This window comes from Bradyrhizobium sp. 44, assembly GCF_023073095.1.
In the GTDB taxonomy this organism is placed as follows: domain Bacteria; phylum Pseudomonadota; class Alphaproteobacteria; order Rhizobiales; family Xanthobacteraceae; genus Bradyrhizobium.
Window position 1 is genome coordinate 133,290 of record NZ_JADPIY010000029.1, and the last position, 26,856, is coordinate 160,145.

Annotated in this window: 24 protein-coding genes; 16 read left to right on the forward strand and 8 right to left on the reverse strand. The window is 63.8% G+C overall.

From position 1 onward, the window contains the following. Positions 1-12 precede the first annotated feature (12 nt). Entirely contained in the window at positions 13-1,683 is a 1,671-nt protein-coding gene (gene hutU, locus IVB41_RS26340; protein WP_247436409.1) for a urocanate hydratase, read from the forward strand. Between the two features lie 6 nt (positions 1,684-1,689). Here hutU and IVB41_RS26345 read toward each other — a convergent pair whose 3' ends face one another. Further along, a complete protein-coding gene (locus IVB41_RS26345) occupies positions 1,690-2,310 on the reverse strand; it encodes a TetR/AcrR family transcriptional regulator (protein WP_027519406.1) in 621 nt (206 codons plus the stop codon). A gap of 254 nt (positions 2,311-2,564) precedes the next feature. Here IVB41_RS26345 and IVB41_RS26350 point away from each other — a divergent pair, with 254 nt between their 5' ends. From IVB41_RS26350 to IVB41_RS26385, 8 genes are read left to right on the forward strand one after another with little or no spacing between them, the layout of a single operon-like run. Continuing rightward, on the forward strand, positions 2,565-3,425 hold the full coding sequence (locus IVB41_RS26350; protein WP_247436412.1) for a xanthine dehydrogenase family protein subunit M: 861 nt from the start codon (positions 2,565-2,567) through the stop codon (positions 3,423-3,425). Further along, the gene (locus IVB41_RS26355; protein ID WP_247436415.1) at positions 3,422-3,946 is read left to right on the forward strand and encodes a (2Fe-2S)-binding protein; all 525 of its coding nucleotides are present in this window, start codon (positions 3,422-3,424) and stop codon (positions 3,944-3,946) included. Before IVB41_RS26350 ends, IVB41_RS26355 begins: the two co-directional genes overlap by 4 nt. Beyond that, the gene (locus tag IVB41_RS26360; RefSeq protein ID WP_247436429.1) at positions 3,943-6,318 is read left to right on the forward strand and encodes a xanthine dehydrogenase family protein molybdopterin-binding subunit; all 2,376 of its coding nucleotides are present in this window, start codon (positions 3,943-3,945) and stop codon (positions 6,316-6,318) included. Before IVB41_RS26355 ends, IVB41_RS26360 begins: the two co-directional genes overlap by 4 nt. A gap of 22 nt (positions 6,319-6,340) precedes the next feature. Beyond that, complete coding sequence (locus IVB41_RS26365; protein ID WP_247436452.1) at positions 6,341-7,582, forward strand: ABC transporter substrate-binding protein; 1,242 nt, start codon at positions 6,341-6,343, stop codon at positions 7,580-7,582. Between the two features lie 10 nt (positions 7,583-7,592). Continuing rightward, a complete protein-coding gene (locus IVB41_RS26370; RefSeq protein WP_247436470.1) occupies positions 7,593-8,468 on the forward strand; it encodes a branched-chain amino acid ABC transporter permease in 876 nt (291 codons plus the stop codon). Next, positions 8,465-9,463 (forward strand): branched-chain amino acid ABC transporter permease, encoded by a 999-nt coding sequence (locus IVB41_RS26375; RefSeq protein ID WP_247436471.1) that lies wholly within the window; start codon positions 8,465-8,467, stop codon positions 9,461-9,463. Before IVB41_RS26370 ends, IVB41_RS26375 begins: the two co-directional genes overlap by 4 nt. Continuing rightward, positions 9,460-10,215, forward strand: coding sequence for an ABC transporter ATP-binding protein (locus IVB41_RS26380; RefSeq protein WP_247436474.1), 756 nt, complete (start codon positions 9,460-9,462; stop codon positions 10,213-10,215). Before IVB41_RS26375 ends, IVB41_RS26380 begins: the two co-directional genes overlap by 4 nt. Further along, positions 10,208-10,927: an ABC transporter ATP-binding protein gene (locus IVB41_RS26385; protein WP_247436477.1), complete on the forward strand. Its 720-nt coding sequence runs from the start codon at positions 10,208-10,210 to the stop codon at positions 10,925-10,927. The genes IVB41_RS26380 and IVB41_RS26385 overlap by 8 nt, the downstream gene beginning before the upstream one ends. A 2-nt stretch (positions 10,928-10,929) precedes the next feature. On the opposite strand, the gene IVB41_RS26390 is transcribed toward IVB41_RS26385, so the two are convergent. Both IVB41_RS26390 and blaBJP read right to left on the reverse strand, forming a co-directional pair. Beyond that, on the reverse strand, positions 10,930-12,939 hold the full coding sequence (locus tag IVB41_RS26390; RefSeq protein WP_247436481.1) for a bifunctional diguanylate cyclase/phosphodiesterase: 2,010 nt from the start codon (positions 12,937-12,939) through the stop codon (positions 10,930-10,932). Between the two features lie 320 nt (positions 12,940-13,259). Further along, positions 13,260-14,144: a BJP family subclass B3 metallo-beta-lactamase gene (blaBJP, locus tag IVB41_RS26395; RefSeq protein ID WP_247436484.1), complete on the reverse strand. Its 885-nt coding sequence runs from the start codon at positions 14,142-14,144 to the stop codon at positions 13,260-13,262. Between the two features lie 291 nt (positions 14,145-14,435). On the opposite strand from blaBJP, the gene IVB41_RS26400 reads away from it, so the two are divergent. Continuing rightward, positions 14,436-15,752, forward strand: a complete 1,317-nt coding sequence (locus IVB41_RS26400) for an esterase family protein (RefSeq protein ID WP_247436541.1) — start codon at positions 14,436-14,438, stop codon at positions 15,750-15,752. A gap of 10 nt (positions 15,753-15,762) precedes the next feature. On the opposite strand, the gene IVB41_RS26405 is transcribed toward IVB41_RS26400, so the two are convergent. The 3 genes from IVB41_RS26405 to IVB41_RS26415 all read right to left on the reverse strand — a co-directional run bounded on the left by IVB41_RS26405 (position 15,763) and on the right by IVB41_RS26415 (position 17,698). Next, positions 15,763-16,029 (reverse strand): Plug domain-containing protein, encoded by a 267-nt coding sequence (locus IVB41_RS26405; RefSeq protein WP_247436545.1) that lies wholly within the window; start codon positions 16,027-16,029, stop codon positions 15,763-15,765. A gap of 63 nt (positions 16,030-16,092) precedes the next feature. After that, positions 16,093-17,130 carry a hypothetical protein gene (locus tag IVB41_RS26410; protein WP_247436548.1) on the reverse strand — a complete coding sequence of 346 codons (1,038 nt, stop codon included), beginning with the start codon at positions 17,128-17,130 and terminating at the stop codon, positions 16,093-16,095. Positions 17,131-17,425: 295 nt separating this feature from the next. Then, on the reverse strand, positions 17,426-17,698 hold the full coding sequence (locus tag IVB41_RS26415; RefSeq protein WP_027566522.1) for a hypothetical protein: 273 nt from the start codon (positions 17,696-17,698) through the stop codon (positions 17,426-17,428). A 169-nt stretch (positions 17,699-17,867) separates the two neighbouring features. Between IVB41_RS26415 and IVB41_RS26420 the strand changes: the two genes are divergently transcribed. Beyond that, positions 17,868-18,677 (forward strand): substrate-binding domain-containing protein, encoded by an 810-nt coding sequence (locus IVB41_RS26420; protein WP_027566523.1) that lies wholly within the window; start codon positions 17,868-17,870, stop codon positions 18,675-18,677. Here the strand turns inward: IVB41_RS26420 and IVB41_RS26425 are convergent. Together IVB41_RS26425 and hisC are read right to left on the reverse strand one after the other, a co-directional pair. Continuing rightward, on the reverse strand, positions 18,651-19,349 hold the full coding sequence (locus IVB41_RS26425; protein ID WP_027566524.1) for an ABC transporter permease: 699 nt from the start codon (positions 19,347-19,349) through the stop codon (positions 18,651-18,653). The genes IVB41_RS26420 and IVB41_RS26425 overlap by 27 nt on opposite strands. Positions 19,350-19,586: 237 nt before the next feature. Continuing rightward, positions 19,587-20,639 (reverse strand): histidinol-phosphate transaminase, encoded by a 1,053-nt coding sequence (gene hisC, locus IVB41_RS26430; protein WP_247402741.1) that lies wholly within the window; start codon positions 20,637-20,639, stop codon positions 19,587-19,589. Positions 20,640-20,862: 223 nt separating this feature from the next. On the opposite strand from hisC, the gene IVB41_RS26435 reads away from it, so the two are divergent. From IVB41_RS26435 to IVB41_RS26455, 5 genes are all read left to right on the forward strand, one after another. Beyond that, the gene (locus IVB41_RS26435) at positions 20,863-22,341 is read left to right on the forward strand and encodes an FAD-binding oxidoreductase (protein WP_247436551.1); all 1,479 of its coding nucleotides are present in this window, start codon (positions 20,863-20,865) and stop codon (positions 22,339-22,341) included. 200 nt (positions 22,342-22,541) lie between these two features. Further along, complete coding sequence (locus IVB41_RS26440; protein ID WP_155809552.1) at positions 22,542-23,453, forward strand: 3-hydroxybutyryl-CoA dehydrogenase; 912 nt, start codon at positions 22,542-22,544, stop codon at positions 23,451-23,453. A 130-nt stretch (positions 23,454-23,583) separates the two neighbouring features. After that, entirely contained in the window at positions 23,584-24,048 is a 465-nt protein-coding gene (locus IVB41_RS26445) for a group III truncated hemoglobin (protein WP_247436554.1), read from the forward strand. Between the two features lie 265 nt (positions 24,049-24,313). Next, positions 24,314-24,961, forward strand: coding sequence for a ubiquinol-cytochrome c reductase iron-sulfur subunit (locus IVB41_RS26450; protein WP_247436558.1), 648 nt, complete (start codon positions 24,314-24,316; stop codon positions 24,959-24,961). A 116-nt stretch (positions 24,962-25,077) separates the two neighbouring features. After that, a complete protein-coding gene (locus IVB41_RS26455) occupies positions 25,078-26,805 on the forward strand; it encodes a methanol/ethanol family PQQ-dependent dehydrogenase (protein WP_027566530.1) in 1,728 nt (575 codons plus the stop codon). Positions 26,806-26,856: the final 51 nt, after the last annotated feature.

Consider the following 26,856-nt stretch of genomic DNA (forward strand, 5'->3'; position numbering starts at 1 on the left):
GAGGTGTTCCGCATGAACCGCCGACTGGACAATGACCGCACCATTCGCGCACCCCGCGGCAGCGAAATCAGCGCCAAGAGCTGGTTGACGGAAGCGCCCCTGCGCATGCTCATGAACAATCTCGATCCCGACGTTGCAGAACGTCCGAGCGAGCTCGTGGTCTATGGCGGCATCGGCCGCGCTGCGCGCGACTGGGAGAGCTTTGACCGGATCGTTGCTTCGCTGCGCGAGCTCGAAGATGACCAGACGCTGCTGGTCCAGTCCGGCAAGCCGGTCGGTGTGTTCCGCACCCATGCCGACGCGCCGCGTGTCCTGATCGCCAACTCCAACATTGTGCCGCACTGGGCGACGCTCGACCATTTCAACGAGCTCGATCGAAAGGGCCTGATGATGTACGGCCAGATGACGGCCGGTTCCTGGATCTATATCGGCAGCCAGGGCATTGTGCAGGGCACCTACGAAACCTTCGTTGAAGTTGGCCGCCGCCACTATGGCGGCAGCCTTGCCGGCAAATGGATTCTGACCGCCGGTCTCGGCGGCATGGGGGGCGCGCAGCCGTTGGCTGCGACCATGGCCGGGGCTTCGATGGTGGCGGTCGAATGCCAGCCGAGCCGCATCGAGATGCGTCTGCGCACCGGTTATCTCGATCGCCAGGCCGCGACGCTCGACGAGGCGCTTGCGATCATGGCGGAGGCGACGAAGACGATGAAGGCCATCTCGGTCGGCCTGCTCGGCAACGCCGCGGAGATTTTTCCCGAACTGGTCCGCCGCGGTGTCAGGCCCGACATCGTCACCGATCAGACCAGCGCGCACGATCCGATCAACGGCTATTTGCCGAAGGGCTGGACACTCGCCGAGTGGGAAACCAAGCGCGCCGCCGACCCCAAGGCCGTGGAGCGCGCCTCGAAGACCTCGATGGTCGAGCACGTCCAGGCCATGCTGGATTTCCATGCGCAGGGCATTCCGACGCTCGACTATGGCAACAACATTCGCCAGATGGCGCAGGACATGGGCCTGAAGAACGCCTTCGATTTTCCCGGCTTCGTCCCCGCCTATATCCGTCCCTTGTTCTGCCGCGGCGTCGGGCCGTTCCGCTGGGCCGCGCTGTCGGGCGATCCCGAGGACATCTTCAAGACCGACGCCAAGGTCAAGGAGCTGATGCCTGACGACAAGCACCTGCACAATTGGCTCGACATGGCCAGGGAGCGCATCAAGTTCCAAGGCCTGCCGGCGCGGATCTGCTGGGTCGGGCTCGGCGATCGCGATCGCCTGGGCCTTGCCTTCAACGAGATGGTGGCGCGTGGCGAATTGAAGGCACCAATCGTGATCGGCCGCGACCATCTCGACAGCGGCTCGGTGGCGAGCCCCAACCGCGAAACCGAAGCGATGAAGGACGGTTCGGACGCTGTGTCCGACTGGCCCTTGCTCAACGCGCTGCTCAATTGCGCCAGCGGCGCGACCTGGGTGTCGCTGCATCACGGCGGCGGCGTCGGCATCGGCTATTCCCAGCATGCCGGCATGGTGATCGTCGCCGACGGTACGCCGGAAGCGGCGAAGCGGATCGCGCGCGTGCTCTGGAACGACCCTGCCAGCGGCGTCATGCGCCACGCCGACGCGGGTTACGAGACCGCGATCGAATGCGCCCGCGACAAAGGGCTCAATCTGCCGAGTCGGGCGACGTAGCCAGGCTCAGTCGCGCGCCAGGAGCCTCGGCATCGTGGTCTTCGCGCCATCCATGAAGGTCTGGACGGCATCGCGAACGATCGCGTCGAGATCTGCCGGGATTGGCGTCGCGTAGATGAATTTGCGGATGGCGAGATAGAAAATCCGGCCGTGCAGGCCCCAGAACAGCTCGGTCTCGCGCTCGCCGAGCGGATGTGTCTTTGCTTCGGGCAGTTTCAGATCGTGGCGCAGTTCGCCGGCCGCCGGCTCGATGATCTCGCGCCTGATGATGTCGAGATAGCGGCCGGTGATGCCGAACGACTTCATGCCGGAGAAGACGAAGATCCGCACCCAATTGTATTCGAACACGCGTTCGACATAGTCGAGATAAAAGCGCGTCAGCCGGGCCTCGAGCGATAGCGAGCGGTCGCGGATCATCGGACCCCAATCGGGCGACCAGCGGCTGAGATAAACCTCCTGGTAGACACGCTCGATCAGCGCTTCCTTGCTCGGGAAGTGGCGGTAGATCGCCGAATGCGTGATTCCCAGGCGCTTGGCGAGCTCGCGCGTCTGCCCCTCGAAGCCGCGCTCGGCAAAGAATCGGATTGCCTCGTCCAGGATGGCGCGCTCGCGGTCGGCCGCACGCATGTTGCGGCGCTTTGGCGCGGACTTGCTGCCTGTCTCGGACCGCTTCCGGACCGGTCGCTTCGCCGTTTTCTGCGCTTTGCGGGCCATTTCGTCGCTGAATCGCACGTCCCGTCGTCTTCATAGCCCAACGCGCATTTGTAACCAAATGGTCATTTCCTGTTGACCGACTTCCGATGGCGTGTCAGGATTTTGAGACCAGATGGTTACAAATCTGGCGTCCCGGCTGATGAGCCGAGGAATCCGAGGAAACGGCGGTGAAGGCGAGGGCTTTCAGCTATTTTCGCGCTGCGACGATCGACCAGGCGTTGGATGCTCACGCGCGCGCCGGCGACGATGCGCGTTTCATTGCCGGCGGCCAGAGCCTCGTGCCGGCGTTGTCGCTGCGGCTGCAGGCGCCGCGGCTGCTGATCGACATCACTCATATCTCCGAGCTGCGTGGCGTCAGGCGTGCGGGCGGATATTTGCGCATCGGTGCGTTGACGCGCCATTGCGAGATGCTGAGCGAGCCGCTGATCGCCGAATTCGCGCCGCTGTTGCATGCGGCTGCGCCCTTCGTCGCCCATCCCGCGATCCGCAACCGCGGCACGTTCGGCGGCAGTGTCGCGCAGGCCGACCCGGCTTCCGAATTTCCGGCGATGACGCTGGCGCTCGATGCCGAGATCGAGATTGTCGGCCCTTCGGGCAGCCGGCGCGTCAAGGCCGACGACTTCTTCGTCGACCTGTTCGAGACGGCTTTGCAGCCCGGCGAGCTCATCACCGCGGTCTTCGTCCCGCTGTTCAAGGCCGATCAGCGCTTTGCGTTTGACGAATTGGCCCGGCGGCGCGGGGACTATGCCCTGGTCGGTTGCGGCATGCTCGCAACCTGCACCGGCGAGCGCATCGATGACATAAGAATCTCGTTCTTTTCTGTCGGCAATACGCCGACGCGGGTGAAGGGAACGGAGGCTACGCTCATCGGCTCGAGCCTTGGCACCGAACGCATCGCCGCCGCGCAAGCTGCGCTAGAAGGTGATCTGACGCCACCGGATAGCGACGAGGTGCCGCCGGCGATGCGGCTGCATCTTGCCCGCGTATTGCTCGGACGCATGCTCGGACGTCTCGGAGCGGGCGGATGAGCGGCTTCGACGGATCCCTCCTGGATGATGCGGACGAGACCGTGCGCGTTAGCTTCACCGTCAACGGCCGCAAGGTGGCCTGTGAGGTCGCGCCGCGCGAGACGCTGGTCGATTGCCTGCGCAACGCGCTCGAGCTGACAGGCACGCATGCCGGCTGCGAGATGGGCGCCTGCGGCGCGTGTCTCGTCCAGCTCGACGGCAAAGCCGTGCACGCCTGTCTGATGTTCGCGGTGCAGGCTGACGGCGCCACTATCGATACGATCGAAGGTCTCACGGAGAGCGGCGTGATCGCCGACCTCCAGGCCGAATTCCACCGCCGCAACGCTCTGCAATGCGGCTTTTGCACGCCGGGCATGCTGGTCAACGCGCACGAACTCCTCTCGCAGGTGACGCGGCCAAGCCGCAAGGACATTCGTGACGCGCTGTCGGGCAATTACTGCCGCTGCACCGGCTATGAAGCCATCGTAGATGCCATCGACGCGGTGGCAAAAGCCCGCAGCGAAAGCGGAGGCGTGACATGAGCGCGCCGCTGACCTCACTGGATCGCCCGAATTCCTATATCGGCCGCTCCGTGCCGCGCCCGAACGCCAAGCGGCTGCTCGCCGGGCGCGGGCGCTATGTCAGCGATCTCAGGCTGCCGCGGATGCTGTATGCCGCGTTCCTGCGCAGCCCGCACGCGCATGCGAAGATCATCTCGATCGATGCCGGGCGGGCGAGCGCGCTCGAAGGCGTGCATCTCGTTGCGACCGGTGCCGATCTCGCCAAGATCTGCTCGCCCTGGACCGGCACGCTCGACCATTTCAAGGGGATGATCTCGGCACCGCAATTGCCGCTGCCGCTCGACCGCGTGGTCTGGGCCGGGCAGGCGGTGGTTGCAGTCGTTGCCGAGAGCCGTGCGATCGCCGAGGATGCGCTGGAACTGATCGAGATCGACTACGAAGACCTTCCGATCGTCGCCGATATCGATAGCGCGCGTGAGGGCGGCGGGCCGCTGATCAATCCTGGCAGTGCCAACAATGTCTGCTTCCGCAGCCAGCTCGACAACGGCAGCGTCGACAACGCCTTTGCGCATGCTGCCCATGTGGTGGAGGAGGAGTTGTCCTTCGGCCGCCATACCGCGGTGACGCTGGAGCCGCGCGCCATCGTTTCCGATTACGATCCTTCGGCCGAGATGCTCACCGTGCATCACGCGACACAGACGCCGTATCAGTTCCAGGACCTCTATTCGCGCCACTTCGGCATTCCGGAGGCCCGCGTTCGCGTGATCGCGACCGACATCGGCGGCTCCTTCGGGATGAAGCTGCATGTCTATCATGAGGACATGGCCGTGGTCGGCCTCTCGATCCTGCTCGGCCGGCCCGTCAAATACGTCGCCGACCGCATCGAATCGTTCGTCTCCGACATCCATGCCCGCGACCACCGCGTCCGCGCCCGGATGGCGCTTGACGCCAAGGGCGAGATCCTTGCGATGGACGTGCTGGACCTGACCGCAATCGGGGCGTTTTCGACCTATCCGCGTACAAGCGTGGTGGAGGGCAACCAGGTCATCCGCCTGATCGGCGCGCCCTATCGCTTCAAGAACTACCGCGCGACGCTCGAAGTGCTCTTCCAGAACAAGGTGCAGACCAGCCAGTATCGCGCGGTCGGCCATCCCATCGCCTGCGCCGTCACCGAGCGGCTGGTCGACATGGCCGCGGCGAAGCTCGGTCTCGATCCCTTCGCGATCCGAGCGCAGAATGTCATCGCCGATGAGGCCTATCCGCAGACCTCGCCGACCGGCTACCGTTTCGAGGCGTTGTCGCATCAGGCCTGCCTGAAGCGGCTGCACGAGATGATGGATTATGACGGGCTGCGCGCCGAGCAGGCGGAGTTGCGCAAGGGCGGCATCTATCGCGGGATCGGCATCGCGGCCTTTGTCGAGATCACTAATCCAAGTCCCGCGTTCTATGGCGTTGGCGGAGCCCGTATCTCCTCGCAGGACGGTGCGATCGTCAGCCTGACGCCATCAGGCGAAGTGCGCTGCCTGATCTCGGTCACGGAGCAGGGGCAAGGCACCGAGGCGATCATCAGCCAGATTGTGGCAGACCAGCTCGGCCTCGCGCAGGAGCACGTCAAGGTCATTACCGGTGATACCGAGGTGACGCCGCATGGCGGTGCGACCTGGGCCTGCCGCGGCGCCGGCATCGGCGGCGAGACTGCGCTCCAGGCCACGCGCGCGCTCAGGCGCAATATCCTGGAAATCGCCGCGCTCATCCTCCAGGAGCAGCCATCGGCACTCGACATCATCGATGGCGAGGTCGTCGATGCTGGCACGCGAAACCAGCGGATGCCGATCTCCGAGATCGCGCGCATTGCCTATTTCCGTTCCGATACGCTACCGCCGGGCACGCAGGCCCAGCTCACCGTGAGCCATCACTTCGCGCCACAGGGCTATCCGTTCGCCTTCACCAACGGCATCCAGGGCTGTTCGCTGGAGGTGGACGTCGAGACTGGCTTCATCAAGATGTTGAAGCATTTCATCGTCGAGGATTGTGGCCGGGTCATCAATCCGATGCTGGTAGACGAGCAGCTCCGCGGTGGCATCGTGCAGGGATTGGGCGCGGCGCTGTTCGAGGAGTGTCGCTACAGCGAGACCGGCCAGCTCGTGAACGGCTCGCTCGCCGACTACCTCGTCCCGATGCCGATGGAGATGCCTGACATCGTCATCGCCCATGTCGAGACACCGACCGCCGACACCGAGCTTGGCGCTAAGGGATGCGGTGAGGCGGGGACGGCGGCGGCGTCGGCCTGTGTGCTGAACGCCGTCAACGACGCGCTCACACCGTTCGATGCGACGATCAATTCGATCCCGATCACGCCTACAAAAATCCTGAAAGCCCTGGAGCGATTCTAGAAAAAGACAATTGGAGGAAATCATGCCCAAGTCCGCTTCCACCTCGAAAATATCCCGCCGCACCGCGCTCGCCGGTCTCTCGGCAAGCGCGGCACTGCTCGCCATGCCGCGGCTCGGGCGCGCTGCCGACGAAACGATCCGCATCGGCTTTCCGACCCCGCTGACCGGCCCGTTCGCTGCGGAGGCGCGCGACCAGGTCAAGTGCGCCGAGCTCGCGGTCAAGCTCGCCAACGACAAGGGCGGCATCGGTGGCCGCAAGGTCGAGCTGTTGGTGCGCGACGACAAGCTCAATGCCGGCGAGGCCGCGACCCGTACGCTGGAGCTGATCGAGAAGGACAAGGTTCACGCCGTGGTCGGCGCGCTCTCCAGCGCCGTGCAGCTCGCGGTCAACGAAGTCACCCGCGCCCGCGGCGTGATATACGTTTCGATCAGCCAGTCCGACACCATCAACGAGGTCAAGGATTTCAGCAAATACACCTTCCACGAGGCGCTGAACCCGCACATGACGACCGCCGCCGTGGCACGGCAGACCCTGAAGAAGGGCATGAAGGTTGCCCATCTCGTCGCAGATTACGCGTACGGGCATGAGATGCTGCGCGGCTTCAAGCGCGCGCAGGCGGCGATCGGCGCGGATAGCGTCGGCGAGATCCTGCATCCGTTCGGCGCTGCCGACTATTCCACCTTCATGCCGCGCCTGATGTCGCTGCGGCCCGACGTGCTCTGCATTTCCAATTTCGGCCTTGACCAGGCCAATGCGATCAAGCAAGCGGTGGACTTCGGCGTCAAGCAGCAGATGAAGATCGTCGTGCCGGTGATCCTGCACAACCAGCGGCTCGCGGTCGGCCCCGACGTGTTCGAGGGCGTGGTTGGCGGCGCCAACTATTACTGGGGCCTAGAGACGCAGAGCAAGTCCGCCGCCGCTTTCAACGCCGCCTTCAAGGCAGCCAATGGCGGCGCCATCCCGACCGACTACGGCGCCTACGGTTATGCCGGCGTCGGGTCGCTGCTGGCGGCCATGCAAACCGCGGGTGGCACCGAAACCGACAAGGTGGTCGATGCGCTGGAGAAGCTGCAATACGACCTGACCAAGGGTCCGCAGCATTACCGCAAATGCGATCACCAATCGGTGCAGCCGGTTCTGGTGCTGGAGTCCAAGAAGAAGTCCGCCATGGCCAACGACAACGATCTGTTCGCCATTCTCGCCAACGACACTGGCTCCGACGACATGCTGCGCAGTTGCAGCGAGCTGGGCCACGCGACCTGAAGCCCGGGCAATGGACCTGTCGCTGATCATCATGCAGCTTCTTTCCGGGATCGCTCTTGGGGCGGTCCTGGTAATCACTGCGCTTGGACTGACGATCGTGTTCGGCATGCTCGGGGTGGTCAATTTCGCTCATGGCGCGCTGTTCATGATCGGGGCCTATGCGGGGCTGCATCTGGCGTCTCTCACCGGAAGCTTCTGGTGGGGATTGCTGCTGGCGCCCATCCTGATCGGCGCCTTCGGCATGCTGATCGAGTTCGTCCTGATCCGAAGGCTCTATGGGCGCTCGATCGACGATCCACTGCTCCTCACTTTCGGCCTCAGCTACATCCTGGTCGAGGGCGTCCGGATCGTGTTCGGCAGCGACGGCATCCCGTTTCCGACCCCGCCGCAGCTGATCGGCGTGCTCGATCTCGGCATCGGCTTCTTCCCGCGCTACCGCCTGTTCGTCATTGCGCTGGTGGCGGTGGTGCTCCTGGTGCTCTGGCTGACGCTGGAGAAGACGCGGATCGGCTTGATCGTGCGTGCGGGCGCCCGCGATCCCACCATCATGCAGGTGCTCGGTGTCGACATCGGCCGGGTCTGGCTCGCGATCTTCGGGCTAGGCGTCGGGCTGGCCGCGCTCGGCGGCGTGCTCGCGGGTCCTATGCGCAGCGTCAATCCGGAGATGGGATCGCTGGTGCTGGCGGAAGCCTTCGTGGTGACCGTGATCGGCGGTCTCGGGTCGATCGTCGGGGCTGTCGTCGCAGGCCTCATGGTCGGCATCTCGATCAGCCTGGTCGCGCTGTTCGCGCCGGAGATGGCGACCATCGTCATGTTCGCACTGATGGCCGTGGTGCTGCTGATCCGCCCGCAGGGCTTGTTTGGCATCAGAGGGAGGACCGCGTGACCTCACCATCGAGCGGCGAAGCGGTCGCCAAACTCTCGTCCGGCGGGCTCGGCCGGCTTCTCGACCAACGCGTGTTGCTCTCGATCGCGGTGCTGGCTGTGTTGCCCTGGCTGTTGCCGTCCCACGCGCTGGCCGTCAACGTCCTGATCTACGGCGTCGTGGTGATGGGCTACAATCTGCTGTTCGGCTACACGGGGCTGTTGTCGTTCGGCCAAGCCGCGTTCTTCGGTGCGGGCGCCTACTTCACCGGCATTGCGATCGGTCGTTACGGTGTGCCCTGGTTCGCCGCGGTCCCGATCGCCGTCCTCCTCAGCACCGGCCTCGCCGCCGCGATCGGCATCGTCTCGACGCGCACGCGCGGCATCTATTTCTCCATGGTGACGCTTGCGCTGGCTCAGCTCGTTTATTACGTGGCGCTCCAGGCCTCGTCCTTCACCGGTGGCGAGAATGGCCTGCGCGGCTTTACCGTTGATCGCATCAGCCTGTTCGGCTTCCCCGTCAATTTCCTCGACCCCGTCAACAAATATTATGTGCTGATGGCCTTCGCCGCATTGGCCATGTGGTTCCAGTCGCGCATCCTGAACTCGCCCTTCGGGGCCGTGATCGAGGCCATCCGCGAGAACGAGCAGCGGGCGCGGGCCTGCGGCTATGACGTCGAGCGCAGCAAGCTGATCGTGTTCATGCTGTCGGGCGCGATCTCCTCGCTCGGTGGCTGCATGCTGGCGCTACATCTGTCGATCGTGCCGCTCGACATCCTGCACTATCAGACCTCGGGCATGATCGTGATGATGGTGCTGCTCGGCGGCGCGCGCAGCTTCTTCGGGCCGTTCGTTGGCGCGGCGGCGTTCCTGATTCTGGAGGACGTCATCTCGGTCTGGACCCCGCACTGGCAGCTCTTCGTCGGTGCGATCTTTGTCCTGTTCGTGCTGTTCCTGCCCAAAGGCATCTGGGGCACGCTGCTCGACACATTGGGTGTCGGAAAGGCGCGGCCGTGAGCGGCGAATTGCTTCGTGCCGAGGGAATAGGCAAGCACTTCGGCGGCTTCGTCGCGCTCGAAGGCATCACCGTGTCTTTTGCGGCCGGACAGCTCACCTCGATCATCGGGCCGAACGGCGCCGGCAAGAGCACGTTCTTCAACATCCTCTCCGGCGCGCTGACACCGACGTCAGGCAAGCTGCATTTCAGAGGGCGCGAGCTGAACGGCCTTCCGCAGCATCGGTTCGTGCATCAGGGCATCTCGCGCTCTTATCAGATCACAAACATCTTCCCGAACCTGTCGGTGCACGAGAACGTCCGCGTGGCGGCGCAGGCATTGACTGTGAGTTACGACATTTGGCGTAACCGCGCCCGACTTACAGAGCTCAATGCCCGCGCCGATGCTGCACTCGACGCAGTCGGGCTATCTGGCAGGCGCGCCGAACTGGCGAAGTTCCTGTCGCATGGCCAGCAGCGCGCGCTGGAGATCGCGATTGCGTTGGTCTCGGAGCCGGAATTGCTTCTGCTCGACGAGCCGACCGCCGGCATGGGGCCGGAGGAGACCAAGGACATGGTCGCGCTGCTCGAACGGCTCGCCGAGACGCGCACCGTGCTTCTCGTCGAACATAAGATGAAGATGGTGCTGGGCCTATCCAAGCGCGTCGTGGTGCTGCATCATGGCCGTCTGCTTGCGGACGGCGCGCCCGATGAGATCAGGAGCAATCCGGAGGTCCGCCGGGTCTATCTCGGACAAAGTGAAGGCTATGGCTGAGACTGCACTGCTCGAAATCAGGGATCTCCACGCCTGGTATGGCGCGAGCCATATCCTGCACGGTATTTCCTTGCATGTGCAACCCGGCGAGGTCGTTGCCCTTGTCGGCCGCAACGGGGCCGGGAAGACCACCACGCTGCGGTCGATGATGGGCCTGATGCCGAAGGCGACGGGTCGCGTGCGCTTTGCGGGCCGGGAGCTTCTGCAGCTGCGCGCCCATCAGCGCTTCCATCTCGGCCTTGCTTACGTCCCCGAGGAGCGCCGCATCGTCCCCGGTCTCTCCGTGCGCGAGAACCTTCGTCTCGGCCTCGTCGCGGCAGGAAGCGACATCGATGAGCGCGTCGCGATCGACGAGATTGCCGAGACCTTTCCGCGCCTGAAGGAGCGCCTCGACCAGGAGGGTGTCACGCTGTCAGGCGGCGAGCAGCAGATGCTGGCGATTGCACGCGCCTTGATCGCAAAGCCCAAGATGCTTCTGCTCGACGAGCCGTCGGAGGGCATCATGCCTGTCCTGGTCGAGGAGATGGGCGTGCTGTTCCGTCGTCTGCGCGACGAAGGCAAGACGCTGCTCCTGGTCGAGCAGAACGTCGAATGGGCGCTGCGGCTCGCTGACCGTGCCGTGATCATCGATCAGGGTGAAGTCGTGCATCAAAGCAGCGCCGCGGCGCTGCTGGCGGACAAGGACATCCAGGAGCGCTACTGCGCGGTCTGACTTTAGGCCACGACCCTGGATACGGCGCCGCCGAGGCGCTGGCGTTCCCTGGCGAGATACTCGTCGATGGCGTCGCCATGCATGGGCTTGGCGAAGTAGTAGCCCTGGATGAAGTCGCATCCCAGCCGGCGCAGGGTGTCGAGCTGAGCGCGGGTCTCGACGCCCTCGGCGACGCAGGCGATCTCCATGTCGTCACAGAGGCCCGTGAGGGACTTGATGATCTTGTGGCTCACTGGATTGTCGTTGACGTCGGCGATGAAGCTGCGGTCGATCTTGATTTTGTCGAGCGGCAGCCAGTGCACGTGGCTCAGCGAGGAGTACCCGGTGCCGAAATCGTCCAGCGAAATGCCGCAGCCCATCGCCTTCAATGCCGCGATCGACTGTTGTGCGCGTACGAAATCGAAGGTGACGGCGGTCTCGGTGATCTCGAAGTCGATCCGGTGCGGCGGCAGCCCGCTCTTCTCGATGATGGTGATCAGCGGCAGGATGCCCTCGGGCGAGCAGACGTCGTGGGCGGACAGGTTGAACGACAGGCGGATGTGGTCGGGCCAGGTCCTGGCCGTCGCGAGCGCGCGTACCAGGAGCGCCTGCGTCAGCGGCCGGATCAGGCCAATGCGCTCGGCGGCCGGAATGAAATCGGCCGGCGAAACCAGGCCGAGGCGGGAGCTGTGCCAGCGCGCCAGGACCTCGAAGCCAGCGGTATGCTCGCTCATGGCGTCCACGATCGGCTGGTACACCAGGTCCACCTCGGTGCTGAAATCGGCAGTGCGCAGCAAATTCTCGATGACGCCGCGGCTGCGGATCTCGGCCTCGAGCTCGCTCGAGAAGATCACGGTGCGGCCGCGCAGATGGCGCTTGGCGTGATAAAGCGAATAGTCGGCGCATTCATAGAGCGCTTCTGCCGTCGTTGCCGATTGCGGGAACAGCGCGAAACCGATCGAACAGGACAGCCCGGTATGGGCGGTGTCGAGCTGGTAGGGCAGCTTGACCTGGTCACCAACTCGTTCGCCGAGCCGCATCAAATCCGCATCGTCAGGGTCGCCGCACACGACGAGGCCGAACTCGTCGCCGCCGAGCCTAGCGAATTCCACCCGCTGCGGGCCGAAGCCCTCGCAGACCTCGCGGATGCGCCGGCCCGCCTCGATCAAAACGCGGTCGCCAACCGAATGGCCGTAATTGTCGTTGATCGGCTTGAAGCCATCGAGGTCGATGATCCCGACCGCGACGCGAACGTTTCTGCGCTCGGCATCGGTGAACGCGCTCGACAGCTCGGCGAAGAAGCGGCGGCGGTTCGGCAGCTCGGTGAGGGAATCGAGGTTGGCAAGGCGGAAGTTCTCGTCCGAGAGGGCTTGGGTGGCCGCCTGCTGTGCCAGCAGCGATTTGCGGCTCGCGACGAGGTCGGCGAAGTCGCGATAGTAGATGAACAGCACCGTGACCATCGCACCGGTGACCAGCAGATTGTTGACGGCCATCGCCTCCAGCGTCGGTTCGCCCGTGGCGAAGTAGAACAGCACGTAGGGCACGTCGACGACCAGCGTCACGATCAGTGCTGCCGAGCGCAGATGCATCAGCGAGAAGATGCAGCCGATCACGGTCACCGCCATGTAGAAGGCAACCTGACTCTTGGCGAAAGCGTCGCCGTAGGGATACAGGGCAAACGACCAGAGAGTAAAGCCGGCGGCGATCGGCGCTGCAATCCAATTGGTGAGGCGCAGGTTGCGCAGGATGTCGGCATCCTTGCGGACGACACCGCGCTGGCGCAGCCACCAGAATGTGCGAAAGCCTGTCACCCCGATCAACACGGCCGGCACGATCATACTGAGCGAGGCCGGTGCCAGCGGCACATAGGTATAAGCCACCGCGATCGTGTTTGTGATCAGGATGAAATAGAGTAGCGGGATCTGTTTCGAGAAGGCGTCGAATTGCGCGCGCATCAGCTCCGGATTGTCGGCCGGCACCCGAAACAGCTCTGCAACGGCAGCTAGATGTGACTTCAAATTGGTGACAGGCATTGCAATATCAGCCCTGAATTCCTCAAAACGCGGGCGATCTTGCACGGCGGCGGTAAAGGGGGCGTTAGATTGGAGTCCTCGCGAGAGATTCGACGCGCCGCGGATCTTCTCGATCCGCGCACCGGTGAGGCCGCGTTAACGATATCCGGCGGCGGAAGTGCGGGGATTGGCTGAAAGAGAGCTTGCATAAATTGCGGCTACGCTCTGCTAACCATATGCGCCAGCGGAGCGTATTGTCGCATCGACACAGTGCGAGCCGGCATGCCGGCTTCACCTCTCCCCCGGAGAGAAGGAGAGGTGAAGATAGTGCGAGACGATCGCTATTTCTTCTCGAGCGCGGCGGTCTGCTTGGCGAGCTGCTTGTCGAAATCTTCCGACAGGGTTGTGGAGTAGGCTGCGAGTTCACCCGGCTTGACGAACGGGTTCGGTGCGCCGTCCTTCATTTCGGCGCGCTTGGCCTGCATGCCATAGACCTCCGGATGCGGCCCGAGCAGCACGTCGATTCTCATCGCCTTCACTTTGGCGTAGGTCGCACGGTAGTCGTCGACGATTCCGGCGTGGGTCGGCTGGCCGACCAGCCGGTTCAACGCCACCGTGCCGCTACAGAAGAACAGCACTTCGCGGTCCTGATTGCCGTCCTTGACGGTCATCTCCCAACTCGTGCAGCCGGGCGAATGGCCGGGGGTGGCGTGAGCCGTCAGCGTGGTGTCGCCGAGCGTGATCTTGTCGCCTTCCTTCACGGCGCGATCGACCTTCACTGCGGGGAAGGCGAGGTCCTCGTTCTTCTCGTCGCCAGGATAATAGCCGCCTTCCAGCAGCGGCTGGTCGCGTTCGCCGGCGATCAGCTGCGCGCCGGTCTCCTTCTTGATTTCGGCGAAACCGCCGGTGTGATCGAAATGCGCGTGCGTGTTGAGGATGATCTTGATTTCGGAGACCTTGAGACCGAGCTTGGCAATGTTGTCCTTGATCATGCCGGTGGATTCCGGAAGCGCCGTATCCATCAGGATCAGGCCTTGTGAGGTCTTGATGATGTAGACGGCGATGCCGTCAGTGCCGACATAGTAGATGTTGCCGATGAGCTGGAACGGCTCGAACGGCGTGGTCCATTTCTTGGTGACCACCGCCAGGAAGTCCTTGACGGTCTGCGCCTGCGCGCCGGTTGCGAGGAACGCCAGCGCGCACAGCGCGGCCGTGAGCTTCTTCATGGTTTGTCTCCCGGGATTGTTCTTGCAGATTGTTCTTGCAGATTGTTCTTGTCGTCTTGATCGGGCGCGGCCTTCGCGCGGCCGGCCGGCAAGCTACGTCGTGCGAGGTGCGGCAGCAACGGCTACATGTCTGAAAAATTTCGTGGCATGCGCGGAATAGCAGTATCTGTCCGTTTTGAGCATGGCGGCCATTGCGGTAACGCGGCCGGGCGGGATTTGACCACGCGCAGGCGGCTCGTCATACTTTGCGCCAAGGCGAGCCAGAAAGACTCGTCGGCATCGGGAGCTGAAATGACCAATTCGTTGTCCGTCCTTGCGGGGACTCTGATTTCCCTCGTCTCCTTCACGTCGATTGCCTTGTCGCAGCCGGCCTGCGTCACCCAGAACATGGTGGTGCCGCCTGGGGCCAACAGCACCGACAAGGCGGGCCCGTTCTTCATCGATACGACGGATCTCGACTTCAAGACGGCGCCTCCGACGCGTGATCCCTCCAATCCCAATTATCCACGCGCCACGGAGCTTCCTGACGGAACGCTGCCGCCACCGGATGCCGAGGGCAATTTCATCATCGGTCCCACCCACAATCCTGCGCCGGAGACGATCGCGAAGGAGGGCGTGCCGCGTGGGACGACAAAGTCCTTCACGTTGTCGTCGAAGGAGAGCACCATCTACAATCCGGGTCTGATCCGCGACGATCTTGCTGGTTGCACCAATTCCTCGATCATGACGACCGTCACGGCGCCGGACGACAAGTCGCACATGATCGTCACCACCAGCCATCCCGGCGTCTGGTCGCGCACCATCGACGTCTATGTGCCGGCGCAATATGCGCGCGGCAGCGAGGCGCCGTTCATCGTGGTCGGCGACGGCGGCTCCAACGCCTACAAGGATCTCGCCGTCACGCTCGACAATCTGATCGCGCAGCGCCGCGTGCCGCCGATGATCGCGATCCAGATCGGCAATGGCGGGCAGGACGCGCAGGGCAGTCAGCGCGGCCGCGAATATGACGCGGTGTCAGGCGCCTACGCGCAATTCGTCGAGCGTGAAGTGCTGCCGCTGGTCGAAAAGAACGCCGAGGTCAGGCTGACCAAAAATCCCGATGGGCGTGCGACCATGGGGCTGAGTTCGAGCGGCGTGGCAGCCTTCACCATGGCGTGGTTCTATCCCGATCTCTATCACCGCGTGCTGGCGTTCTCGCCGACCATGGTCAACCAGCAATGGCCGTATGACCCGTCGCTGCGCGGTGGCGCCTGGGAATATCACAGCGCATGGACGGGGCCGGCCACACCCAATCTCATCTCCAAGGCGGGCGTGCTTACGCCGGCCGAGCCGCCCGGCGTGCCCCTGATCGACGCTGCGCCGACCAAGCCGATCCGCTTCTGGTTCTTCGGCGGCGACCAGGATCTGTTCTATCCGAACCCCACCATCCCCGACGGCATGCACGACTGGACCCTCTCCAACGCGCTGATGGCCAAGGTACTGGCGGAGAAGGGCTACCACTATCAGTTTCTGTTCGTACGCAACGCCAAGCACGTCGACCGGCCCACGATCGCGCAGACGCTGCCGTCGGCGCTGGAGTGGGTCTGGAAGGGCTATCCGCTCCCCTGAGCGAAGTGGCCTAGCGTCCGATCGTCACGCCGGCGGTCGAGCGCATGGCATCTTTGAGGCTCGTCGCGTTCTTGTCGTCGAGGACCTCTCGCGTCAGCATGGTGGTCTGGCCGGGCGTGTTGAGGATCGTCTCTCCGCGCGAAGAGGAGAGGCGGTCGGCTTTGTAGGGTGACGCCTGATCGGTCGCGGGCGCATGGCGTTTACTGGATGCGGCAAAGGCTCCTTGAGAGACGCAGAGGGCGGCAATCACAACCAGTCGCAATGATTTTGTGGGCATGCGATCTCCCAAATTCAAGGCGTTAGCCTATCATATGGGCTGGTCGTCGTAGGAAATAAAGGGTCAGGCGAGAGCGGCCTGGCGTTCCCGCATTGGTTCGCGGACCCGATCCGGTTTCCCCGGCTCCGCGAGCCGCGTAAAACTGCGCTGGCTCGCATGCGCGGGTGCTTCGACGATCACGCCCTCGCAGACGATTTGTCCGCCGAGCATCCTGAATTCCAGCTTGTCGTAGCGCGGCATTGTCTCGCCAGGCGCGGGCGGCAGCAACCCGACGCTTCCCTGGATGTTCAGCGTGGCATCACCGGCGCCGTGGACGCGCGGATTCCACATCCTGCTCCCGGTCTCCGTCCAACGCTGTCGGATCAGCGCGGCGCGGTCGGCGGGTTCTGCGATCTTTGCACGAATCTTCGGCGCGCTGGTGATCTCCGCAGCGGGAGCCTCGAGGGCTGGCTCCGACGCAACATCCGTGACGACGCTGGGTGTGCTGGCGACGACTTCCGCCGCGCTGGAGGCAAGCGCGACACGCGTGTCGTCGAGAGTTGAGCAAGTATCCACGTTGACGGCGGAGGAATGCTCGTCGTTGATGGCGAGAGCGGGGGCATCAACCGGGACGAGCTCGACATCGACGGAGGAGGCCTTCTCCACGACAACGGGCTCAACGTCGTCCGCGAGTTCGGGAGATGGATCGCTGTTGATGGTGAGTTCGGGGACGTCGACCGTCTCACGCTCGACATCGATGGTCGCGACCGAAGCTTCCTCCACGACGACCAACTCGACTTCCGCCGCCGTCTCCCGGGATGAATCGTCGCTGCCGCTAACATCGGCTGGCGCTTCCGACGGGCTCTCCGCGATGACGGGTCTGGCGGTCCCGTCTTCGACGGCTGAAGCGGCGGCCGCAACGTCGCAGTTTGACGTATCCGCGCTGATGCTGGTGTCCAGAGCCGGAGCGGCTTCTAAAATCTCGGCAACGAGGGCGGGCGAGGCGTCCGCGGCATCAGCTGCGACGTCGATGCTGCCGCCGTGCGGCGCGGGCCGGAGTCGGTTGAACGCCCATTTCACCGCGGGGATGCGGCGCAGCAACGATATCAGTCTCGAAAGCACTGGGAGTTATCCAAGAGGTACTCGGCTTGAGGCCATCGCTGATTCGCCAGCAATGTAAAAATCCCCGGCTGTCACACTGATGTCAATGTAGGTGGGACCAATTGCAGAACATCCACGCTTTCAGAGCGCGAAGCTGCGGTTTCGCTGGCGTGACTGCAATCAAGGTGCAGCTTCGCCAATACGCTCTGTTCGACACCAACACCTTTGCGGACGACGTCGACAAGCTTTTGACGGCATGAAGACATCTGGGAGAGGGGACGATCGCCCCCTCTCCAGATTTCCGATCGATGCCGGCCTACTTCCCGGAGCCCGCGCCGCCGCCGGCCTGGCTGCCCATGTTATTGGTGTTACTGCCACCGGCGCTCGGAGCCTGCTTGCCCTTGCTGTCGGCGGCCTCGTTCTGCATGTTCGACGACGTGCCGGTCGTCATGCCCTTGGTCGCGGGGCCCCGGGACGAGGGCCCGACGTCGCCCTGACCGGATGCGCCTGGGGCGGGTTGTGTCTGTGCGAAGGCGCCGCCGGTCGCCAGCGCCATGATGCATGCGGATGCCAAAATGATCTTCTTCATCTGGTTCCTCCTGGGTTGACTTGATGACAACTTGCGCGCGGAGCGGACGTTCCTCACAGGGGAGCGTCGCGACGATCCTGACCAAGCGCGTTGCGGCGCTTGTTGTTCCCTGTGCGTCTCTGTCGACGGTAGAGTTTGGAACATCCGGCATCTGGTGTAAGGACGAGGCATGAAAAGGATAATGACTCTCGGAGCGATTCTGCTCTGGTCCACGATCGCATTCGCGCAGGAGCGCGCCATCACCGTGGCCTCGACGACGTCGACGGAACAGTCGGGGCTGTTTGGCTATCTGCTGCCGCTATTCTCGAAGGCCGCGGGCATCGACGTGAAGGTCGTTGCTGTCGGCACGGGCCAGGCACTCGACATCGGGCGGCGCGGCGATGCAGACGTCGTGTTCGTCCATGACAGGCCAGCCGAGGACAAGTTCATGTCCGAAGGGGAGGGCGTGAAGCGCTTCGATGTCATGTACAACGACTTCGTCATTGTCGGGCCGAAGAGCGATCCCGCGAAGATCGCCGGCGGCAAGGACGTGGCCGAGGCGCTGCGCAAGATCGCGGCCGCGAAGGCGCCGTTCATCTCGCGCGGTGACAAGTCCGGCACGCACGCGGCCGAATTGCGGCTTTGGAAGGAGGCAGGCGTCGATCTCGGTGCCGCCAAGGACGGCTGGTATCGCGAGATCGGCCAGGGCATGGGTCCGGCCCTGAACATGGCATCGTCGTCGAATGCTTATCTGCTGTCGGATCGCGGCACCTGGTTGTCATTCAAGAACCGCGGCGAGCTCGCTGTCCTCACCGAAGGCGACAAGCGGCTGTTCAACCAGTACGGCGTCATGCTGGTCAATCCGGCCAAGCATGCGAACGCGAAGGCGCAGGACGGGCAAGCCTTCATTGACTGGCTGATCTCTTCGAAAGGGCAGGAGGCCATCGCCGGCTACAAGGTCGGGGGCGAGCAGCTATTTTTCCCCAACGCGTCCCACTAGCAGGAAGGCGACGGTCGACACTGCGACGCTGAGCGCGAGCAGGATCAGCCCGAGTCCGAGCGCCAGCGGCAGGTCGCCCTTGCTGGTCTCCAGAGCGATCGCCGTCGTCATCGTGCGCGTGAAACCGCGGATGTTGCCACCGACGATGAGGATGGCGCCAACCTCCGCAATCGCGCGGCCGAAGGCTGCGAGAAAGGCCGTCAGCAGCGAGGTCCGGCCCAGCGCGAACAGCAAGCCGATGCTGCGTAGTGTTGACAGCCCATCGATCCGCGCCAGGTCGCCATACTCCGCCCACAGCAGGCTCGCCGGCCGGTGCACCAGTGCGACCACGATCGGTGTGGCGAGCAGCGTCTGCGCGACCACCATGGCCGCCGGCGTGAACAACAGGCCGGCGGCCCCGAGCGGCCCGGACCGCGACAGCAGAAGATAAAGCGCGAGCCCGACCACGACCGGTGGAAGACCAAGCAAGGCATTGGTCAGGACGATGATGACCTGCCGCCCGCGGAACCGGGTGATCGCAAGCAGGACCCCGAACGGCGCCCCGATCAGAAGCGCGAGGATGCTGGCGGTCAGGCTGACGCGCACCGACAGTCCGACGATGCCCAGAAGTTCTGCATCGGCCTCGCCGATCAGCGTGAATGCGGCGCCGATGGATCGCGCAAAGTCGTTCATCCGTGCCTGAGCTTCGGCGCCCGCCACGACGTCTTGGCTGCGTCGATTTCAGGACTGCGGAGGTGTTTCACGTATATTTCCCTGAGGGTATCGTCGGGCAAAGCAGCGGCGCGGTCGCGCTCCGCAGGCAGGTTTGGTAACCCGAATTTGGCCGGAAATCAAAGCCGCGGGTGGCATGGCACGATGCCGCGTTTGGGCTCATCGTTTGATGCTGGCCGATGCAGGGACTGTCGGGGCTCAGATCAACCCACGCAGCACCTCAACAAGCCGGGCACACTCCGCCTCCGTTCCGACCGTGACGCGCAGGAAGTCCTCGATGCGCGGCTTTCCGAAATGACGGACCAGAACGCCACGCTGGCGAAGCGCTGCCGCGAGATCTGCTCCGCTCCGGCTTCGATGGCGCGCGAAGACGAAGTTGGCGAGCGACGGCAACACCTCGAAGCCAAGTTGTCCAAGGTCTCGGGCCAAGGTTTCGCGGCTTGCGATGATACGAGCACGGGTGTCTCTGAACCAGCCCTCGTCCTTGATCGCGGCGACGGCGCCGGCGATCGCGAGGCAATCGACGGGATAGGAGTTGAAACTGTCCTTCACCCGTTCCAGCGCTTCGATCAGCGGTCGTTGGCCGATGGCAAAACCAACCCGTAGGCCAGCCAGTGAGCGCGACTTCGAGAAGGTCTGGATGACCAACAAATTGTCGTGGCGTGCAACCAGCGGCACGGCGCTCTCGGCGCCGAAATCGACATAGGCCTCGTCCACCACCACCAGCCGGTCCGGCCGTTCGGCCAGCAGGGATGCGATTGCGTCGCGCTGAAGGGCGATACCGGTCGGAGCGTTCGGATTGCAGAGCAGGATGGCGCTCGATGGTCGACTGTAGTTGGAGATATCGATCCTCATCGCAGCATCGAGCGGCACCTTGTCATGCGTTATTCCATAGAGGCTGCAATAGACGGGGTAGAAGCTGTAGGTGACGTCGGGGAACAGAAGCGGCGTGTCGTGCTTCAGAAGGGCCTGGAAGGTGTGGGCCAGAACCTCGTCGGAGCCGTTACCGACGAACACTTGCTCGGGCACCACATCGCAATGGGCCGCGATCGCCTCGCGCAGGCGCGTTGCGCGCGGATCGGGATAAAGGCGCAGCCGCTCCGCGGCCGATGCGATCGCCGCCAGCACGCGCGGCGAGGGCGGGTAGGGATTCTCGTTGGTATTGAGCTTGACGATGCCGTCCTGCTTGGGCTGCTCGCCGGGGACATAGGGCGAAAGCGTGTGGACGACCGGACTCCAGAAACGGCTCATGAGCTCCAATCCGAATTGATCGGGGTACAGTAGGGTATGCGGGACCTCGGCGGAAGTGCGCCTGCATTCAGCATTCCACGCAAATCCGCACGAGGCTTACTGCCGGGGACGTTCCCGCAACCGCGACCCGTATGCTAGGGTCGTTGCACCACCGCCCAGAATGAAAACAAGAACGAAGCCTTGCGCGCCCCAAGGCGCTGAACGGCCGAAAAGAGAGGAACACATGCCGGGTGCAGCCCTTCCCATCGCTCCCTCCATTCCGACCGCACCCGTGACCTCAGCCGTTCTCGACCGCTTGCGGGCCATCGTCGGCGACAAAGGCCTGATCCTGGACGAGCACGACAAGCAGCCCTTCGTGACCGACTGGCGCGGCGAACTGGCGGGGCAGGCCGCGGCGGTCGTGCGTCCGGCCAGCACCGCGGAAGTCTCCGCTGTGGTCAAGCTCTGCTACGACAACGGCATTGCCATCGTTCCGCAAGGTGGCAACACCGGGTTGATGGGCGGCGCCACGCCGTGGCCCATGCACCGCGGCATCGTGCTGTCGCCCGGTCGCATGAACCAGGTGTTGAACGTCGATCCCGTCGGCTACGCCATGACTGTGGAGGCAGGCTGCATCCTCGAGACGCTTCAGGACGCAGCCGCGCGCCACGACCGCCTGTTTCCGCTCAGCCTGGGTGCTCAGGGCTCCTGCATGATCGGAGGTAATCTGTCCACCAATGCCGGCGGCGTGCAGGTGCTGCGTTATGGCAACGCGCGAAATCTGGTGCTGGGTCTCGAGGTCGTGCTGGCTAACGGCGATGTCTGGGATGGCCTGCGCGCACTCAAGAAGGACAACACCGGCTACGACCTCAAGCACCTGTTCATGGGCGCCGAAGGGACGCTCGGCATCATCACCAAGGCGGTGCTGAAACTCTGGCCGGCGCCGAAAGACGTGTGCACAGCATGGCTCGCAATCCGCGATCCCAAGGCTGCCATCGAGCTTCTGTCGGAGGCGCATGCCGCTTCCGATGACAATGTCGGCTCCTGTGAGCTCATCAGCCGTGCGTGCACCGACATGGTGCTGCGCCACATTCCCGGCACTCAGGATCCTCTCAAGGCTGAGACCGAATGGTACCTCCTTCTCGAATGGTCGTCGGCCCGGCCCCGGCAGGACGGTGGCACGGGCATGTCGGACAGGATGGAGCAGTTCCTGGCGGACCAACTCGAGGCGGGCCGGGTGCTGGATGCTGTGATCGCGCAAACCGAAGCGCAGTCGCGCAACATGTGGCGGATTCGCGAGAGCGTGGCCGAGGCATCGCGCACCGAAGGTCCGGGCTTGAGCTACGATGTGTCGGTTGCGGTCTCCAGGATTCCCGAGTTTATCGACAGCGGTCTCGAGGCCGTGCTCGCCATTTTGCCGACGATCCGCCCCTATCCGCTCGGCCACATCGGAGACGGCAATGTGCACTTCTCCTTCATGGGCCCGAAGGGCATGGACCGCGATACGCTCTCCCAGTATTCCGCGGCGATCACACGGGCCGTCAACGACCTCGTCACCTCCATGGGCGGTTCGATCTCGGCGGAACATGGCATCGGCATCGAGAAGCTCGACGAGCTCCAGCACTACCGTTCCCGGACCGAGCTCGACATCATGCGCACGATCAAGCGGGCGCTCGATCCCAAGAACATCATGAATCCGGGCAAGGTGCTTCGTCTCGGTTAAGCCGCTACCGCCTCGAGCCCGGTGCTCCCCGCACACTCGCGCCCTCCGGGGACGGGATGCCGCAGATAAGCCGGGCCAAACAGGCCGGGGCACCAAATCACGCCGTTTGGCGGCCGAAAGCCGGCTTTATTCCCCCCTTGGATGCTTTAAGGAAGGGAGAGGATCAGGTCGCACCCGCCCGGGGGCGGTGCTAGACCCTGATGCAGGAACAAAGGGGCGGGCCGGTATGGCACGTCCGCAAGGATGAAGGATTTGAGGCAATGATCCAAACCGTTGGCATCATCGGGGCAGGCACCATGGGGAACGGCATCGCGCAGATTTGTGCCGCGGCCGGGCTTTCGGTCGTGATGGTCGATATTTCCGATGCGGCAGTGAACCGCGGGATTTCAACGGTTGGCGGCAGCCTCGAGCGCCTGGTCAAGAAGGAGAAGATGTCGGCGGGCGATCGCGACGCCACGCTCAAGCGCATCACCGGCACCACCGACCGCGCCAAGCTCGTCGATTGCGATCTCGTCATCGAGGCCGCGACCGAGAACGAGGAACTCAAGGTCAAGATCCTGAAGGATCTCTGTGCGACGCTGTCGCCGCGGACACTGCTCGCCACGAACACCTCGTCGATCTCGATCACGAAGCTCGCTGCGGCGACCGACCGGCCCGACCGCTTTATCGGCATGCACTTCTTCAATCCGGTTCCGGTCATGGCGCTGCTGGAGCTCATCCGCGGCCTGCAGACCTCCGACGACACCCATGCCAAGGCGCTGGATTTCGCCAAGCGCGTCGGCAAGGTGGCGATCACGGCGAAGAATAGCCCGGGCTTTGCCGTCAACCGCATCCTTTGCCCGATGATCAACGAGGCGATCTTCGCGCTGCAGGAGGGGATTGCGACGGCGGAAGAGATCGATGCCGGCATGAAGCTCGGCTGCAACCATCCGATCGGGCCGCTGGCGCTCGCCGATCTCGTCGGGCTCGACACCATGTTGTCGGTGATGGAGGTCTTTTACAAAGGCTTCAACGACCCCAAATACCGTCCAGCCCCCTTGCTCAAGGAAATGGTCGACGCCGGCCATCTCGGCCGCAAGACGGGGCAGGGCTTTTACACCTACAGCGCCTGACAACGGCGCGCGGCGGGCGTTGAGTGCTCGCCGCCCCGCGATTTGCGCTGCGACAAAGACGCCGCGCGCAATCGGCCCGACAATGTCGAACGGGCGGCCTGCGGGAACAACGGAACGGATAACAAGGGACATGTCGGATCGACTGAAGGCCGAGCGCGAGGCTGCGGCCGTGCGGCGGAATTTGCTGACCCAGGATGCAACCGAGCGCACCGGGATCACCGAAGAGATGATCGGGGAACTCGTCACCCGCTTCTACGGGCGCGTGCGCGAGGATGAGCTGTTGGGGCCGGTGTTCGCGGTCGTGCAGAATTGGGACGAGCATCTGGCCAAGCTCCGGGATTTCTGGTCGTCGGTCGTGCTGATGAGCGGCCGTTACCACGGTTCGCCGATGCGGGCGCATATGCCACTGAACCTGATCGGAGATCATTTCGACCGCTGGCTCGATTTGTTCGAACAGACCGCGCGCGAGGTCTGCCCGCCGCAGGCCGCCGCGCTGTTCATCGACAGGGCGCGCCGCATCGCCGACAGCTTTGAAATGGCGTCGGCAACCTTGGCCGGTCGCATCGCTTCGCCGCGTCACCTGCTCCGCTCCTAGAATACAGAATGGCTGCCTGAGAAATGCGCAGGCGGCACTGATGGCGCTACGATCGCGCCGCGCGTCGGCGCATTGCACCAATACCGCTAGCATTTACCTGATCTGCAAAATCATCATGCCGGTCGCGTAGCGTGACGTTGCAATTAAAAAAATGCGCGTAAATGCGCGTGTTCGCGTTCAATCAGCGCGAGCAAAACCGTGTGATGCACTGCAGTAAAAAATCTTTGCCTTTTTTTCGGCAGAGTTCCAGCGCCTGCTTGGAGACATGTCGCGTGCATCGTTCGATACATCCTCTTCATCCTCCGACAACACAGCGGAATCCGACGCTGACACGGAGCAAACCCGGCGGGCGCTATTGATGAGTGCGCTGGCCACCACGACGTGCTTCGCCTGTTCCACGCAGGTCCACGCGGGCGAGGATGCGCCCGGCTCCGACGAGCGGCCTCAGAAGGGCGATCTGCTCGTGTTCTCCGAAGGCGATCAGGAGGGAAAGCCCGTGACCGCGGCCGATCTGTCGGCCGGCGGCCCGCCGGTGCATGCCTGGCCGAAAGACCCGAAGACGTCGGTCGTGCGCAGCGCCTCGCGCCTCAACGAGATTCTGATCATCCGCCTCGACCCCGCCGAGCTCGACGAGCAGACGAAAGCGCGCGCTGTCGACGGCATCCTCGCCTATTCGGCAATCTGCTCGCATGCCGGCTGTCCTGTCACGGCCTGGGTGAAGAGCGATGTCGGCGACAAGGAAGTGCTCAAATGCATGTGCCACAACTCCGAATACGATCCTCGCGCGGCCGCGCAGGTCGTGTTCGGGCCGGCGCCGCGACGGCTCGCTGCGCTGCCGCTGGCGCTGGCTGACGGCTCGCTCACCGTCGCCGGAAACTTCGTCGGAAAGGTAGGTGGCGCGCAGCCGGGATGATGGACGTGCGGGTTGTGCCCGCGTCACGAGAGGCCGCATCCGCCGATGGGCGGACGACGGGACGAACGACAAGAATTCAAAACAAGAATTCAAACGGATGAAAAAGGGGAACGTCCATGACCAGGAAGCAGTGGTTACTGTCCGGCTTCGTCGCCTTCACGTGTCTTGCGTCGACCGCCGCCGTATCAGGCCCGGTCGAGAACTACGCGCCGGTCACCGCGCAGCGGTTGGAAAACCCGGAGCCCTCCAACTGGATGCTGTACCGGCGGACCTATGACGGGCAGGGCTACAGCCCGCTAGACCAGATCAACACCTCGAATGTGAAGAACCTCACCCCGGTCTGGACCTTCGCGACCGGCGTCGTCGAAGGCCACGAGGCGCCGCCGATCGTCAACAACGGCGTGATGTTCGTGGCAACCCCGATGGGGCAGGTGATTGCGCTGAACGCCAAGACCGGCGACGAATATTGGCGCTACAAGCGGCAGCTCCCCGACGATCTGTTCCAGCTGCATCCGACCAGCCGCGGCGTCGGCCTCTGGGAGGACAAGCTCTATCTCGCCACCACCGACGACCATGTCGTCGCGCTCGACGCCAAGACCGGCAAGGTGGTGTGGGACACCAAGGTGCAGGACTACAAGAAGGGCCAGTACATGACCCTGATGCCGCTGATCGTCGACGGCAAGGTCATCGTCGGCGGCTCCGGCGGCGAGTTCGGCGTGCGCGGCTATGTCGCCGCCTATGATGCCAAGGACGGCAAGGAGTTGTGGAGGACTTATACGATTCCGGGCGAAGGCGAACCCGGTCACGACACCTGGCAGGGCGAGGACTGGAAGAACGGCGGCGGCTCGGCCTGGATGACCGGCAATTATGACAAGGACACCAAGACGATCTATTGGGGCGTCGGCAACGCCGCGCCGTGGCCCGGCGAGATGCATCCCGGCGACAATCTCTATACCTCCTCGGTACTCGCGCTCGATCCGAACACCGGCAAGATCAAGACTTATCACCAGTATCACCAGAACGATTCCTGGGATTGGGACGAGGTCGAAGCGCCGATGTTGATCGACCTGCAACGTGACGGTCGCAACATCAAGAGCCTGGTCCATCCGGGACGCGATGCGATCTTCTGGATACTCGAGCGCACGCCGACCAAGATCAACTACGTCGCCGGTTGGCCGTTCGTCTCCACTGACGTCTGGAAGGGCATCGACGCCGAGAGCGGCAGGCCGATCGTCGACCCCGCGCACAAGCCGATGGTCGGCAAGCGCGTGGAGTTCTGTCCGTCGCTGTGGGGCGGCAAGGATTGGCCGTCGGCGGCCTACAGCCAGAAGACCGGCCTCGTCTACGTACCCGCCAACGAGAATTTCTGCGGCGGGTTCACCGGCGAGAAGGTTCCGCTCAAGCCCGGCGAGCTCTGGCTCGGCACCAAGCCGGAGGACATCGGGCTGAAGACGAAGCCCGGGGCGGATCATTTCGGCGAGCTCCAGGCCTGGGATCCCGTTACGGGCAAGAAGATGTGGCAACACAACTTCCCGAAATCGCAGCTGTTCGGCTCGGTGACGGCGACTGCGGGCGATCTCGTCTTCGTGGGCGGCACCAACGACCGCAACTTCCGCGCCTTCAACGCGAAGTCCGGCGAGTTGCTGTGGGAGCAGAAGACCAACTCCGGCATCATGGGCATGCCGGTGTCTTATGAGATCGACGGCACGCAATACATCGCGATCCAGTCGGGATGGGGCGTGGATGCGCAGCGCATCCAGGATGCACTCGTGACCAACAATATCGGCATCGAAGCCAACGTGCCGCAAGGCGGCGTGATCTGGGTGTTCGCGCTCAAGAAATAAGCTCCGCTGGCGGATCGAAAAAAGCGGAGTGTCAGGGGGCAAATGCGGCGG